The 15921-nt window shown below is 38.5% G+C and carries 13 protein-coding genes and 1 other annotated feature; of the genes, 1 reads left to right on the top strand and 12 read right to left on the bottom strand.

The genetic code is table 11. From position 1 onward, the window contains the following. Positions 1-34 precede the first annotated feature (34 nt). The 5 genes from ACZ5AE_RS08335 to ACZ5AE_RS08315 all read right to left on the bottom strand — a co-directional run bounded on the left by ACZ5AE_RS08335 (position 35) and on the right by ACZ5AE_RS08315 (position 5812). A complete protein-coding gene (locus ACZ5AE_RS08335; RefSeq protein ID WP_464571242.1) occupies positions 35-976 on the bottom strand; it encodes an ABC transporter ATP-binding protein in 942 nt (313 codons plus the stop codon). Beyond that, the gene (locus ACZ5AE_RS08330; protein ID WP_464571240.1) at positions 977-2020 is read right to left on the bottom strand and encodes an ABC transporter ATP-binding protein; all 1044 of its coding nucleotides are present in this window, start codon (positions 2018-2020) and stop codon (positions 977-979) included. Between the two features lie 17 nt (positions 2021-2037). Further along, the gene (gene opp3C / locus ACZ5AE_RS08325; RefSeq protein ID WP_464571238.1) at positions 2038-3066 is read right to left on the bottom strand and encodes an oligopeptide ABC transporter permease; all 1029 of its coding nucleotides are present in this window, start codon (positions 3064-3066) and stop codon (positions 2038-2040) included. Beyond that, positions 3063-3995: an oligopeptide ABC transporter permease gene (opp3b, locus tag ACZ5AE_RS08320; protein ID WP_464571236.1), complete on the bottom strand. Its 933-nt coding sequence runs from the start codon at positions 3993-3995 to the stop codon at positions 3063-3065. The genes opp3C and opp3b overlap by 4 nt, the downstream gene beginning before the upstream one ends. Positions 3996-4105: 110 nt before the next feature. Further along, positions 4106-5812: a peptide ABC transporter substrate-binding protein gene (locus tag ACZ5AE_RS08315; protein ID WP_464571234.1), complete on the bottom strand. Its 1707-nt coding sequence runs from the start codon at positions 5810-5812 to the stop codon at positions 4106-4108. A 624-nt stretch (positions 5813-6436) separates the two neighbouring features. Beyond that, positions 6437-6654 (top strand) — a binding site (T-box leader). Between the two features lie 51 nt (positions 6655-6705). On the opposite strand from ACZ5AE_RS08315, the gene trpS reads away from it, so the two are divergent. Next, positions 6706-7695 carry a tryptophan--tRNA ligase gene (gene trpS, locus ACZ5AE_RS08310; RefSeq protein ID WP_464571232.1) on the top strand — a complete coding sequence of 330 codons (990 nt, stop codon included), beginning with the start codon at positions 6706-6708 and terminating at the stop codon, positions 7693-7695. Positions 7696-7829: 134 nt separating this feature from the next. On the opposite strand, the gene ACZ5AE_RS08305 is transcribed toward trpS, so the two are convergent. The 7 genes from ACZ5AE_RS08305 to ACZ5AE_RS08275 all read right to left on the bottom strand — a co-directional run bounded on the left by ACZ5AE_RS08305 (position 7830) and on the right by ACZ5AE_RS08275 (position 15841). Further along, positions 7830-8576, bottom strand: coding sequence for a DUF3603 family protein (locus ACZ5AE_RS08305; RefSeq protein ID WP_464571230.1), 747 nt, complete (start codon positions 8574-8576; stop codon positions 7830-7832). A 418-nt stretch (positions 8577-8994) separates the two neighbouring features. Then, positions 8995-9906 (bottom strand): oligopeptide ABC transporter permease, encoded by a 912-nt coding sequence (gene opp4C / locus ACZ5AE_RS08300; RefSeq protein ID WP_464571228.1) that lies wholly within the window; start codon positions 9904-9906, stop codon positions 8995-8997. Positions 9907-9917: 11 nt separating this feature from the next. Then, on the bottom strand, positions 9918-10883 hold the full coding sequence (gene opp4B / locus ACZ5AE_RS08295; protein ID WP_464571226.1) for an oligopeptide ABC transporter permease: 966 nt from the start codon (positions 10881-10883) through the stop codon (positions 9918-9920). A gap of 186 nt (positions 10884-11069) precedes the next feature. Then, the gene (gene opp4A / locus ACZ5AE_RS08290) at positions 11070-12785 is read right to left on the bottom strand and encodes an oligopeptide ABC transporter substrate-binding protein (RefSeq protein ID WP_464571224.1); all 1716 of its coding nucleotides are present in this window, start codon (positions 12783-12785) and stop codon (positions 11070-11072) included. Positions 12786-12864: 79 nt separating this feature from the next. Next, positions 12865-13875: an ABC transporter ATP-binding protein gene (locus ACZ5AE_RS08285; protein WP_464571222.1), complete on the bottom strand. Its 1011-nt coding sequence runs from the start codon at positions 13873-13875 to the stop codon at positions 12865-12867. Beyond that, positions 13875-14897, bottom strand: coding sequence for an ABC transporter ATP-binding protein (locus ACZ5AE_RS08280; RefSeq protein WP_464571220.1), 1023 nt, complete (start codon positions 14895-14897; stop codon positions 13875-13877). Before ACZ5AE_RS08280 ends, ACZ5AE_RS08285 begins: the two co-directional genes overlap by 1 nt. A 149-nt stretch (positions 14898-15046) precedes the next feature. After that, positions 15047-15841: a DUF2268 domain-containing putative Zn-dependent protease gene (locus tag ACZ5AE_RS08275; protein ID WP_464571218.1), complete on the bottom strand. Its 795-nt coding sequence runs from the start codon at positions 15839-15841 to the stop codon at positions 15047-15049. Between the last annotated feature and the right edge of the window lie 80 nt (positions 15842-15921).

Here is a 15921-nt window from a genome sequence, read left to right as displayed (position 1 = left end):
AAAACGATCTCGACATCTGAGATCGTTTTTTTTATTATTGTTTGGATTGTGCTTGGTATTGTTTAAATTCTTTTTCTGAACAAAGGACAAAGTGTCCTGGTGTAACTTCACGGAACTCAACTGACTCATTGTTCTGGTAATTATGACTTGCTGGATCATATGTTTTACGTTTTCGAGCCCGCTCACTAATTGGGTCTGGAGCGGGAATCGCTGATAATAGTGATTGCGTATAAGGATGAAGTGGATTTCGGTAAAGTTCATCTGACGGTGCAAGCTCTACCATTTTACCAAAATACATAACACCAATACGGTCACTAATGTATTTAACCATTGACAAGTCGTGCGCAATGAACAGATAAGTTAACCCTTTTTCATGCTGAAGCTTTTTCATTAGATTTACTACCTGCGCTTGAATTGAAACGTCCAATGCTGAAATAGGCTCATCCGCAATGATGAACTCCGGTTGAACCGCAAGCGCACGGGCAATCCCGATCCGCTGACGCTGACCGCCAGAAAATTCATGCGGATAACGATTCGCATGTTCCTTGTTCAATCCAACAGTTTCGAGCAATTCATATACCTTTTCCATTCGCTCTTGTTTTGATTTAGCCAAACCATGAATATCGATTCCCTCGGCAATAACATCTGCTATTTTTAAGCGAGGATTCAAAGATGCATATGGATCTTGGAAAATCATTTGCATCTTACGGTTGAATTGTTTAAGTTCTTTCTTGGACTTTTTTCCATGAACATTAACACCATCATAAAGGACTTCTCCTCCTGTGGCATCGTATAGACGAATAATTGTCCTGCCCGTTGTAGATTTACCGCAGCCTGATTCACCTACAAGCCCCATAACCTCTCCTTTATAAATATTAAAGGAGACATTATCAACCGCTTTTACCTCGTTAGGTTTGCCTTCATTAAAATATTGTTTTAAATTCTTTATTTCTAATAATTTTTTTCTTTCACTCATTTATTTTCCCACCTTTACACCAGGGAGTTGACCTTGACGCCTTTTCACAGCCTCAGGCGGTTCCACCTTTGGAGCATCCGGATGCAGCAGCCAAGTGGCTGCATAATGTGTGTCAGATACCTTGAAGAATGGAGGCTCCTGTTCTAGGTCGATTTTCATCACATAAGGGTTACGGGGCGCAAATGCATCACCCTTAGGCGGATCTAATAAATCAGGCGGTGTTCCCGGGATTGAGTATAATTCCTCATCATCTGTTTCCATATCTGGCATGGAACTGATCAATCCCCATGTATATGGATGCTGCGGATTATAGAAAATTTCATCAGCGGTTCCAACTTCAACGATTTTGCCGCCGTACATTACCGCAACACGGTCAGCAACATTCGCCACAACACCGAGGTCATGAGTGATGAAAATAATTGACGTATCGATTTTCTTTTGTAAGTCCTTCATTAGCTCCAGAATTTGGGCTTGGATTGTTACGTCTAATGCTGTAGTCGGTTCATCGGCAATCAAAACCTTAGGATTGCAAGCCAAAGCTATGGCAATAACAACCCTTTGTCTCATACCGCCTGAAAATTGGTGCGGATACTGATTTACGCGAAGCTCAGGCTTAGGAATTCCGACTAGTCTTAACAGTTCAACCGCTCTTTCTTTAGCCGCGCTTTTGCTCATGTTTTGGTGTTTAATAAGCGGCTCCATTATTTGGCTGCCAATTTTCATAGTTGGATTTAAAGAAGTCATTGGATCCTGGAAAATCATTGATATATCTTTTCCACGAATTTTTTGCATTTCCTTATCCTTTAACTTGGCCAAATCTTTCCCGCCGAAAAGAATTTGACCTCCTTTAATTTCCGAGTTGTGCTCTGGAAGTAAACGCATAATTGATTTGGTTGTTACAGATTTACCAGAACCTGATTCACCTACAATAGCTAATGTTTCACCTTTATATAAATCAAAGCTTATTCCACGAATCGCCTTAACCTCACCAGAAAATGTATGAAATGAAATATTTAAATCTTTAACCTCTAATATTTTCTCCATTTACAACCACCTGCCTTTTAATCACGCATTTTTGGATCAAACGCATCACGTAAACCATCTGCTACAAGGTTGAAGCATACCATGATTAACGCAATCATAATGGAAGGAATAATCATTTGATACGGAAAAGCAATCATCGATTTAAAACCCGTATTGACCAATGTTCCTAAAGATGCGTGAGGTTCCTGTAATCCTAGCCCAATAAAGCTTAAAAAAGCTTCAAAGAAAATAGCATTCGGGATGGAAAACATCGTATTAATAATAATAACACCGAACATATTCGGAATCATATGTTTAAATATAATAGAAGCATCTGAAGCTCCTAGTGTTTTTGAAGCTAAAACAAATTCTTGGCCTTTAAATTTTAATACCTGTGCACGTACAACACGCGCCATACTCGTCCAACCAGTAATGGTTAATGCAATAATAATCGGGATAATTCCTGGCTTTAATACTAAAATCATCAAAACCACGATAATTAAGTTTGGTATTCCGACAATAACCTCGATGATCCTCTGCATGACACTATCAGTACGGCCGCCCAAATAACCGGAAATTGCTCCATACGCTACGCCAATAACCATATCAATTAACGCAGCCATAAAAGCAATAAATAACGATACTTGAGTACCTCTCCAAACACGTGCAAATTGGTCACGACCAAGGTTATCAGTTCCAAACCAATAATAGTTATCGATTTTACGAACCTCATAAGCGTTATATTCGGTTCCATTTCTTCTAGTCAGAGTGCCGTCAAACGGAAGCCAATGAACATTTTCTAAACCTTGAATACGAGGTGGTAAATTATTATGTTTAGTGTTTTGCGTATCGTAGGAATACGGAGTAATTAATGGTCCAACGAAGGCCATGATAATCAAAATGACCAGGATAACCATGCTAACGACAGCACCTTTATTTTTCCGAACCCTTAGCCATGAATCCTGCCAGAAATTCAAACTCTGTTTCGCAATTTTTTCACTTTTTGATGGATCAATATGGGCAGGAGCAAACATATCCTTTGAAATTGCTATGTCCTTGTTGCTCATTTAGTTTTCCCCCCCGATACACGAATTCGTGGGTCGATGATTCCATAAAGAATATCAACAATCAAGATCACTACGATAAATAATACAGCAAATAAAATATTTGTTCCCATAATAACCGGGTAATCGTTCATATTTATGGATTTTACAAACTGCTCACCTATACCAGGTATACCAAATATTTGCTCAATCACAAGCGAACCAGTCATTAAACTAACTGCTAATGGCCCTAAAACTGTTACAACTGGAATTAATGCATTTCTTAAGGCATGCTTAAAGCTAATTTGCCAGCGGCTAGCTCCTTTAGCTCTTGCCAAAGTAATATAATCAGACCCTAACACTTCAACCATTTCAGTACGCATAAAGCGGGCTGCGATTGAGATTGGGAACATGGCAAGTGCTATCGTTGGAAGAATCGTATATTCCGGTCCTTTCCATAACATTACCGGAAGCCAACCTAATTTAACTGAAATAAAATATTGCATTAAACCAGCAAAAATAAATGATGGTATCGATTTACCTACAACAGCAATAAATGTAGAACCGTAGTCAATCCAAGTGTTTTGTTTAAGAGCAGCGATTACTCCTAATAAGATACCTAAAATTGAACCTACTATCATTGCTTGCAGACCTAATTGAGCTGAAGGTCCAAGACGGTTAGCAATAAGTTGTGTCACAGGGGTATTATCAAACTGAAAGGAAACTCCTAAATCCCCTTTTACCAAGTTCACCATATAGTTTGCATATTGAACAGGCACAGGGTCGTTCAAGCCATATTTATCCAGCAAAATATTACGCTGAACTTCAGTTAGCTTTTCGAAGTTATTAAAAGGGCTACCAGGAATTAGCTTCATGAGGAAAAAGGTAAGCGATGTTACAATAAAAAGTGTAATAATCATATAGCCAACACGTTTGAGTATATATTTGACCATGCCTACACCTCCTAATTAATTAAATTTTCGACTTTTTACGACAATTCTCACACAGGTAAAAAGAGAGTATATTTTGCCAATATACTCTCTTTTTATTTGATTAGTTATAGTTACTTATCTAAGATTTTAATCCATTGGTAACTATAGTCAGGACCAAATGCATGGTGTGCAAAGCCTTTGACTTTTGGATTAATCAAGATGTTAACAGAACGTTGGTAAAGTGGTGCAATTGCTGCATCATCCTCTAACAAGATTTTCTCTGCATCTTGAAGTGCTTTCCAGCGGTCTTGCGGCTTAGCAACTAATTCTTCGCTAGCTGATTTGATTAATTTATCAAATTCAGGGTTGCCGTAGCTCATGTGGTTTTGGCCGCCGCCAGTAACCCATAGATCCATGTATGTCATTGGGTCAGCATAGTCTGGTCCCCAACCACCCATTAATAAATCATAATCTTCAGCATCTTCACGAGCAATACGGATTTTGAATGGTACTGCTTCAATTGTAATCTTTAATCCTGGTAAGTTCTTTTCTAATTGGTCTTTGATAAAAGCATCAGTTACTTTTGAAGTTTCTGTATCTTGACCAACATAAGTAAAGTTCACTTCTTTTAGACCTGTTTCTTCAAGTCCTTTTTTCCAAAGTTCTGCTGCTTTTTCTTTGTTAGTTTTTAGGTAAGTTCCAGTTGTTTCACGGAAATCTTTATTATTTTCGTCGAAAGAGAAACCTTTTGGAACAAGGAAGTCTGCAGCGATTGAACCATTTGCTAATACATCTTCAACTAAAGCCTTTTTATCCACTGAAAGTGCAATAGCTTTACGGATGTTAACATTTTTCAATGCTGGGTTCTTTTCATTCATTTTTAACCACCAGATAGATGGTTCTTGGTAACGAAGTAAATCATCTGCTCCTTCAAATTGTGAAAGGATCGCAGCTTGTGCAAGTTTTGGCGTAATATCAGCTTCACCAGCAGTATATGCGTTTGCAGATGCTTGTGGATCTTTAGAAACGTTGAAGTTGATCTTTTCTAGAGTAACTTCTTTTGCATTCCAGTAATCCGCATTCTTTTCTAATACCCATTCAGTTCCAGTTGGCCCAGCCCACTTCGTCATTTTAAATGGACCATTGTAAAGAATGTGATCAGCATCTTTTGCATAGTCAGCGCCTTGTGCTGTAACATACTTTTCGTTTTGTGGGTAGAATAATGGGAATGTTAAGTATGATTCGATATAAGGAAGAGCTCTTACTAAAGTGATCTCAAGTGTATTATCATCTAGAGCTTTAATCCCTAAAGTTTCTAAATCTGCATCAGTTACTTTATCGCCCTTTTCAACTATTTCACTAGCGCCTTTGATTTTACCTTCCATGAAGTAAGCACCATATGGAGCAGCTACTCTAGGGTCGATTGCACGTCTCCATGCAAATACGAAGTCATTGGCAGTAACAGGGTCACCGTTAGACCACTTAACATCTTTTTTCAATTTGATTGTGATAACAGATTTGTCATCATTATAGGCTGGCTCGCCGTCAGCAACACCAGGAATAACTTTTTGATCTGGATCTAAACGATATAGACCTTCGTTTGTTGCATTTAGAGTTGTAAAACTTAATGTGTCTTGAGACATTACGCTGTCCATAGACGGAATTTCAGCAGACTCCAAAACATTTAGTTCTTGTTTGGCTGCTAATTGCTCTGTATCACCAGTGCTTTTACCATCTTTAGAGCTTGTGTCTTTCTTATCGCCGCCGGAACATGCTGCCAGGAACATGCTAAGCACTAGCGATAATACTAAAAGTAGTGAAAGTTTTGATTTCTTCACTAGTAGACCTCCCTTTTCTATTATTCTGAAAAATTACTACATTCTCTATTATACATATTTTCATTCTCTTGTACATTACTTTTTGAAAATTAATTTACATTTCCGAGACAATTCTTACATATGAATTACAAACAACTATGTTATAATTTATATTTATTAAGGTTTTTCACGTTATAAAACCTTACAAATTCAACGTTTCGGAGGAATAAAAGTGAAATTTTTCCCTAAAAAGAGTGTATTTTTGGTAGCGTTTACACAACTTTCCATTTTCATTTTATCCTTTATTTTTTATGGTGAAATATCTATTGTTAGCTATATCAATATATCTTTTTATATCTCATTTGCTCTTCTCCTTTCTTTTTTGCTCATTTTTACCATTCAAAGTGGTTTTTATGATGCGATTTTCAAGTCCTTCAACTTTACACTATCATTTAGGACTAATAAGAGGAGATTCGAGGATGTTCCCGGTTTATCAGAACTTGTCACGATTAATAAAAACCCCTTCTTTTTTTATGCAATTATAAATGGCCTTTTTATGGTCATTGCCCTTGTTGTTTATTATGTTTTACTGACTTGAAATGAAATATGTAAATCATTTATAATGGAAATAATTAAATAACTGCAAAATAAGCATTGAAAAAGAGTAGTACGTATCGTCCTTTGTTTTAGAGAGTTTGTGGGTGGTGGAAACAAACACAAAGAAATACGGAATGGACTTTGGAGCTTCTTTCTGAGCCTTATAAAAGGAAAAGTAGGAGTAGACGTTCCCCGCGTTAAAGGGGTTTAAAGTGACTCATTTTTTTGAGTAATTAGGGTGGTACCGCGAGCCATTCGTCCCTATCTTTGGGGATGAATGGCTTTTTATATATATTTGTTTAGGAGGACTATTATATATGAAGACAATATTTTCAGGAATTCAGCCAAGTGGAACAATCACACTTGGTAACTATATTGGTGCACTTAAGCAGTTCGTGGACCTGCAGAATGAATATAATTGCTACTTCTGCATTGTCGACCAGCATGCAATAACTGTCCCGCAAGATCCCGCAACTCTAAGAAAGAACATCCGCAGCTTGGCTGCCTTATATATTGCAGTCGGAATCGATCCGGAAAAAGCGACTTTGTTTATCCAATCAGAAGTTCCCGCCCATGCTCAAGCCGGATGGTTGATGCAATGTGTGTCATATATCGGAGAACTAGAGAGAATGACCCAATTTAAGGATAAATCAGCAGGTAAAGAGGCTGTATCTGCTAGTTTATTAACCTATCCGCCATTAATGGCCGCAGATATTTTATTGTATAATGCTGACCTTGTTCCAGTAGGAGAAGACCAAAAACAACATTTAGAGCTTACTCGTGATCTTGCAGAAAGATTTAATAAAAAATATAGAGAAATACTCACGATACCAGAAGTCCGCATTCCGGAGGTCGGTGCCCGTATTATGTCCCTGCAGGACCCGACAAAGAAAATGAGCAAGTCTGATCCGAATCAAAAAGCATTTCTTGCATTGCTTGATGACCCAAAACAAATTGAAAAGAAAATTAAAAGTGCTGTGACCGATTCAGAAGGAATTGTTAAGTATGATAAAGAAAATAAACCAGGTATTTCAAATCTTTTATCCATATACTCTATCTTAGGAAATAAGACTATTATTGAACTTGAAGAGATGTACCACGGAAAAGGTTATGGAGACTTCAAGGGTGATTTGGCCAATGTTGTTATTAATGCATTTAAACCAATCCAAGATAAATACCATGAATTAATGGAATCAAATGAATTAGATGAAATACTAGACCTTGGTGCGGAGAAAGCAAATAAAATTGCTAGAAAAACCTTAAAGAAGATGGAAAATGCAATGGGACTTGGAAGAAAACACAAATAGCTAATAAATGAAACCACGCACCTTGGCAAGTCAGAAAGGACGAAGACTGAGGCGTAGTTGAATTTATACTTTCCTATTAGCAAAAAAAGCCTGAACCACAAAAGGAATTAATATATTCCTTTTGGGTCAGGCTTTTAGTTTACCTTTGGACCGTGTTCCATTTCCCAAAGCTTCTCAAAAAATGGCTGTCCCTTTATTAAATTTTCACAAAAGATTTCATGTTTTTTCGACCAGCCAAATTTGATTTCATCATAAAGCTGTTCCCAGGCATCAGCAAAATTTAGTTCTTGGATTGTTTGGTAGCGTTCTGGGCACCATTCAGTAAACCAATACCGAATCTCAGCTTCATTATTCGATGAAAACAACTGATCTAAAGCCATAAACAGAAGCTGCTTTATCTGCCGTTCTTTTCTTGTCAAGCCCAGCATTAACGTAGGCTCTGGTGAAAGAATATGGAAGTTCTTTTTACTCGGCTGATTATAAAATACATATTCTTTTGGTTCATGATTGCTGATCATTTCATACACAAGCTGTTCCTGTCTAGGTATTAACCGGCTTTTTCGAATCGGAATATTATAGCCAATCGTATCAACAGCAAGAATTCCTACCCCATCAGTTACCACAAAGCAGTAATCCAATTGGATCCGTTCATGGTTTTTTCGCAAGTATGCTTTTTGAAAAATATCATCTAGAAGCTGCTGTGGCAATTCAGATAAATCATTTTCGATATAGTTAAAAAGAATTGGCTCCACTTTTAGCAGCGGTACTTGGTCAAGCAGCTCAACTCCGTCATCCTTGCGCCATTCGTGGAAGTGGCAGACATTATAACCGTTTTCTTCTCCTTCAAACCAATTCACCCATACATCATGAAGATATAACATTGTATAATCCCTCACTTCAAGAAACTGTTTGTCAATCAGTATGGGCAGGCAGCAGTTAAATTATTCCTTAATATACATTTTGCTCCGTTCCTTTCATATTAACGGGAATTTTGTCCTATAAAGCATTGGATAACTTGTTGTTTGAAGCGATGATATTAAAAATTTGTCTATGCTATTGGGCCTGTTGACTTCCGCCCCGTGCACTCGCTTTCCGCGGGGAGGTCCTGAAGCTTCCCGCGGAAAGCGAAGCGCCTCGGGACAGGCAAAGTGCAGCCTGTCCCTGCGATGAATATTCAAGGAAGCTTTCCTTAGTGGAGCGCAAATCAACGAACTTGTTAAACAGCCTATTTTTTAATAAGGCATTTCGAAAAGTTTATTATAGAATAAAAAAAATCTACCATGTTTGGATGGCAGATTTCTATCTTCTTGATTTAGGATTGAAAGCGTCTTTTAGGCCTTCACCGATAAAGTTGATGGATAGAATGGTCATGGTAATGATGAATGCCGGCGGCATCCATATCCAGAGCTTAAATTGAAGAACATCAGGTTCATTTGCAGAGTTCAGCATATTTCCCCAGCTCGGCGTTTCTTGAGGAACACCAAATCCTAGGTAACTCAATGCGGATTCAATGACAATCATCGAGGCAAATGTGATTGTTGCCTGAACAATTATTGTTGACAAAACGTTAGGCAACAAATGTTTAACAATTACCTTTGCTGGTGAACACCCGATGGAAATTGCGGCAATGATATACTCGTTTTCTTTTTCTGCAAGAATCTTACTGCGGACAATCCGGGCAATCCCCCCCCAGTAAAGAAGACTGATAACCGCAATTAAAACCCATAATCCACTTACTTTTCCAAAGAAAATGGCATTAATAACAATGACAAAAACCAAGAACGGAAAGTTTAAGATAAAATCAGTAAATCTCATTAACAGATTATCAACGGCTCCGCCAAAATATCCTGCTACAGAGCCAATCAAAGTCCCAATAAAAATAACAAAAAGCGTACAGCTTAATCCAACCAATAGCGAAATCCTTCCGCCATAAAGCAGTCTTGTAAACACATCCCGGCCTGATTTATCCGTTCCAAGCCAGTGTTTACTCGAAGGCTCTAACGACATTTCTCCAATATTTACCCTGGTTATATCCGCCGTCGTGATATAAGGAGCCAAAAAGGAGATAATCGCAACAATAACTAAAAAAATGAAACTAATCATTGCGAGTTTATTCTGAACGAATTTTTTTCTTGCGATTGCCCATGGGGATAAGCTCTTTTTCGGGGGTACTGCCGATATATTGGTATCCTTTTTTGTAACGATTTGCATCTTTCTCCCCCCTAATCCAACCTGATTCTCGGATCTACTACACCGTATAAGACATCAGCCACAAGGTTGCCGATCAGTGTTAAAAATGAGAACAACATGGTCAATGTCATTAAAACTGGATAATCCCTTGTTCCAACTGATTGCAGGAATAGCTGTCCAAGACCCGGATATGTAAAAATTGTTTCCGTAATGATAGCACCGCTAATAATCGCAACAAGGTCAAATCCCAAAAAGGTAATCAAAGGAATAATCGAATTCCTTAAAATATGAACATTATAAATTTTTCTTTCAGGCGTCCCTTTAGCGCGTGCCGTCCGAACAAAATCCTTACGGCTGTTTTCGATAATATCGTTCCGTAAGAATTGTGTATAACTAGCTGTACTTAATAAACCTAGTACAATGGCTGGTAAAAATACATGATGAAGACGGCTTATCCAATATTCCAATGTTCCATCGGTAACTCCAATATCAACTGATCCATTAGAAGGAAACCATCCTAAAGTAAAGGAAAATAAGTATATCGCAAATACACCTGCGATAAACGATGGAATGGATAAACCTAAATAGTTTAACCCCCCTATTAGATTATCTCCAAATGTATACGGTTTTCGACCTGCATATGATCCCATAAAAAATGCGAGAATATAAGTTATTAGTATGGATGTAATACCTAGCATAAGAGTATTAGGAAGGCGTTCGGATATAACATCTGCCACAGGAATTTTAAAGCGCGTTGACTTGCCAAAATCCCCTTGTACAAAATTTTCGATCCAGCGTAAATATTGCTGAGGCATCGGATCATTATAGCCCAACTTTTCCCTCATCTCAGCGATATATTGAGGATCAGTATTCCGTGGGTCGATTTCTCCACTGATGCCGTCACCCGGCATTAATTTTGCTAAAGTAAAAACGACGATGGAGATGAGGAATAACATTGGAATCATGCCCAAAATTCTTCGAAATGAGTACTTCAGCATGTGCATTCTCCTTGTCTATAACGATGGTAAATACATTGTTGGAATAACCCTTCGATTAAACTGGGAGAGTCATCGGAGGATTCTTCAGTCTTCCTCTGTTGACTCATCCCATTAATAAATCAAAAGGTTTTCATTTTCAAAAGTTTAAGGCATTTAACATAGTTTATTGCTGTTAATCTGCTGTTATTATTGCTTAATCCACCATTCATTTGGACGGTTCATACCAGACACATCAAATTTAACCCCATTTACCCGCTTGCTGACTGCCATTGTTTCTTCAAGTTCAGCAATCGGTAAAACTGGAAGGTCCTTCATGAATAGCTTTTGCCATTGGACATATAGATCTTTCCGTTTGTTGTTATCAGTACCAACAACATTAATATCAAGGGCTTGATCCAATAATTTATCGCTTTCTTCATTTACCCAGCGAGGGTAGTTCCAAATAGCTTTTGATCCCCAAAGTGGAGTTGGGTCTGGATCAGCGCCAGTTGACCAGCCGCCGAAGAATACCTCCATGGACTTATCCGCTTTTTCAAGTTGATCATAGTAAAGGTTGAAGTCAACCATAGAAACCTTTGTCTTTAAGCCAACTGCTTCCCAATATTGTCCCATTGCTTTCGCACGTGCTTCAAATGTTGGGTTTTGTGTTGCATAGTGAGAGAAGTTCACAACAAATTCCTTACCGTTTGGATCTTCACGGAAGCCATCTCCGTTTACATCCTTATATCCTGCTTCATCTAACAATGCTTTTGCTTTCTTCGGATCATATTTGTATTGCTCTAATTGATCATTTGGTGCTGAAATCCAGTGGTTAGTTGGAATTGGCCGGTTAACCGGCTTACCTACACCGAAGAAGAACGCTTTAACCCACTCTTCACGGTTAATCGCGTAGTACATCGCTTCACGAAGCTTCTTTTCTTGGTATTTCGGTTCATTCATGATGTTCTTTTCACCATCCCAAGTACCTAAGCGGAAACCAACATAGTAGAAGCTTACACCTGGGTAAGTGATGGTATTTACATTATCAAGCGCTTTTACTTGATCGATAATGCTTGGGTGGAATGAAGTCATGTCAAGTGTACCGTTTTTAAGTTCTCCAACAGATAGAGATGGGTCGATTACTTTTACAACTAACTTTTCAATATGCGGTTTGCCGCCAAAGTAATCATCAAATCGTTCCATTTCAACGGACTCACCTGGAACAATTTTTGTTACTTTAAATGGTCCAAGACCTACTGGCTTAGTGCGGACTGTTTCAGCGCTCATCATATCTTTAACTGCTACACCTTTAAAAGCAGTACGGTTCATTGGATATGTCCAAAGATTATCCAGGTTGTTTACGCGTGCTTTGTCAAAAGTGATTTGGATATGATAATCGTCAACGACTTTAATACCTTCGATTTTGTCAGTTTTTCCATCATGGAAATCCTGAGCGCCTACGATATTTCTAACGTTATCGAAACGAGGACCTTCATAATCTTTGTTAGCGATTGTGTATAGTGCGAATTCCCAGTCCTTCACTGAAAGTTCGTCACCATTGTGCCATTTAACACCCTTTTTAATTTCAAAATCAAATACTTTGTTATCGGACGTTTTCCAAGAAGCAATATGCGGCTGTGCTTTTAATTGCGCATCATAGTCAATTAAATTTTCGTCAAAAAGATCGATTACTTGAGCATCGACTGCATCGCCATAGAAGGAATAGTTAAATACTCCTTTTGGAGATGAATCAAGCGCATATACTAATGTACCGCCATCTTGAGGTTTATCCGCGGATTCACCAGATTTCCCCCCGTTTTCTTCTTTCTTAGTGCCGGCTTTTTCACCGCCGGAGCATGCTGCTAAAAATACTGATAACACGAGCATTAAAGCTGCAAGCCAGAGCATACTTCTCTTCCTCATTTGTTTCCCCCCTAATAAAATTTTTGCTGCTTCGGTAGTTGTCCAGCTTCAGCGCCTAGGGGCTTCCGCTTTTCTACTACTAATAAAGGTGGCAAGCTACTCGGTGAGAAGGCTTCACCTCCTTTAATACAGGTTTACTTTTAGAACATTCCTCCATTGCCTTTGGGCAGCGAGGATGGAATGGACAGCCTGCAGGAGGATTGATTGGGCTTGGCACATCGCCGGTTAAAATGATCCGCTCCTTTTTATGCCGCGGGTCCGGATTTGGTATCGCGGAAATTAACGCCTGGGTATATGGATGCAAGGGTTCGGCATAAAGGCTTTTTTTATCGGAAATCTCTACCATATTCCCTAAATACATAACCCCAATACGGTCACTCATATGTTTGACAACACTTAAATCGTGAGCAATAAAAAGAAAAGTCAGGTCAAATTCTTCCTGTAAATCCTTTAATAGATTTAATACTTGAGATTGTACGGATACGTCTAAAGCAGACACCGGTTCATCCGCTATTATCAATTTCGGCCGCAGCGCAAGGGCTCTGGCAATTCCAATCCGCTGGCGCTGTCCGCCAGAAAATTCATGCGCATATTTATAATAGGCATCTTGCGGCAAGCCTACCTTTTCTAACAAATCCATTACTTCATTTTTTAATTCAGATTTGCTTTTTTTGTGAAAGTTATAAATTGGTTCGGCAATAATATCACCTACCATTTGCATCGGGTTCAAAGAGGCGTAGGGGTCTTGGAATACCATCTGCATATCTTGGCGGATTTCCCGTAAATGTTTTCCAGAAATTTTCGTAATGTCTTTTCCGTCAAACAGAATACTGCCTTCCGTTGGTTTTAGCAGCCTTAAAATGGTCCTGCCCGCCGTGGATTTTCCACAGCCAGATTCCCCTACAAGTCCTAGCGTTTCCCCCTTTTTAATCTCAAAGGAAATATTATCAACCGCTTTGACATGACCGACAGTCCGCTTAAAAAAACCACCTTTTACAGGATAATAGGTTTTTAGATTTTGAATTTGTAATAGTGTTTCAGATTGAGAGGAAATTGCTTCATGGTTGTTATGTACAGAAGTGGTTCTCATTACCTCACCCCGTCTCTTGGTTTACTTGTTTCATAGAGCAGGCAGGCAACTTCGTGGCCAAAATCAGATTCAGCGAGAATTGGGGTTGTTGCCAGACATTCTGGCATCGCCTTTGGACAGCGGTTCGCAAACCGGCAGCCGACCTTAGGCATATTGGTTAAAGAAGGTACGATTCCCTGAATAGAGCTAAGTCTTTCTTCCTCTTGTTCCATTTTTGGAACCGCTCCCAAAAGTAAAGTCGTATAAGGATGTTTTGAATTATAAAACAATGTTTCAACATCAGTACGTTCAACGATTTTGCCCGCATACATAACGATGACTTCGTCACACATCTCGGCAACAACACCCAAATCATGGGTAATTAAAATAACGGACATATCATTTACTTCCTGAATACTTTTTAATAATTCGAGTATTTGTGCCTGAACCGTCACATCAAGGGCTGTAGTCGGCTCATCAGCAATTAACAATTTTGGCTGGCAGGCAATCGCAATTGCAATCATAACCCGTTGTCTCATACCGCCTGACAATTGATGCGGATATTCTTCAACGATTTTTTCCGGACGGGAGATTCCTACGCTTTTCAACAACGCAATAGATTTCTGCCTAGCTTCCCTTTTTGATATTTTCGTATGGTTAAAAAAAACCTCTTCAAGCTGATATCCTATTGTGAAAACAGGGTTTAGAGAGGTCATTGGTTCTTGGAAGATCATTGAAATATCTTTTCCGCGAATTTTATTAATTTGTGCTTCATTCATTTTTTCAAGATTTATTCCATCAAAAATGATTTCACCGGCATTGATTTTCCCTATTCCTTTAGGAAGCAGCTGCATGACCGACAAACTCATGACAGATTTACCGCAGCCTGATTCACCGACAACCCCGACAATTTGCCTCGGTTTAACACTAAATGAAACATTATCGACAGCATTATGGAAAGTCCCGTCAATATCGAAGGCTGTTTCTAAATTTTTTACTTCTAGCAATGGTGCCTCTTTGAGTGATAATTTATTTGCGCTCATGCTACACCTTCTTACTTTTTTGTATTATTCTGTTAATTAGTTATATTTAAATAGAATTTTATTACAGAATTATTACAATTGCAAGACTTTTATGCCAACTTAGTAAATTCAAAATTCACTAAAAATGAAAAAGCCCGAAAAATCAGGCTCTACCTGGAAAAACCAGTATTCTCTTTTAAATATTTTGAAGCGGGCTGAGTAAAACTTAGTTTCGTAGAATAATTTTGTTGCTCGTAGAATTTTCGGATAATATTATATCCTGCAGCATATCCGAGCAGCTGCGGAAATCTTCCCCCGCCATATAAAAGTTCATCATGGAGTTTTTGATTTTTACTTATATCTAGCTGATTTTTTATATACCGATCCCAAAAATAATAGATTTCCCTATCTGTATACATACGGCACCAGTTTGCTAAATATTCCTTGCCACAATGTTTATAAACAGCATATTCGGCAAGGCCCTCAATGATTAGGGAGTCCAAAAGGGTGTATTCTTTAAAATTTTTATTAAGTGCACGAAGCCGGCAGACATGATGATATTCATGTACAAATAGGGCCTCAACTTCTTTTAAATCGTCGTAGCTGGAAAGAAAAAGGAACATCTTATCAGGGAAAGATACGCCTGCCTTCCGTCTCTCATCTCTCCTAATAAATAACCCTCCCCTTTCATTTAATGGAAAAAGGAAAATGGGTATATTCGGTCCTGACCATTTCTTTACATAGATATTGAACAATTCTTCCACCCTGTCCCAGGCGTTGTATTCCTTCATTTCACTGAAATTATTTCGGGATTTCCAAGATGGACGGTACATTCCAAAGTTTTGCAGCTGATTATATATTTCACTGGCTTTTTGCCCCTTAAAATATGGGAGCAGCCGTTCACAGATTTTTATTGGACGATCAAAATCTTTTTCAAGCCATTGATCAGTTCTGATGATCCCCATTATTGCACCCCATTTAAGTGTTCATTCTAATTTATAGTTTATGATGGCTTTTTAGGGGTGGTTCTCGGTTGTCTAGGCGA

It is taken from the genome of Neobacillus sp. S1227 (genome assembly GCF_055385255.1).
Note: the sequence above shows the minus strand (reverse complement) of the source record. Positions and strands in the feature narration are given on the sequence as shown.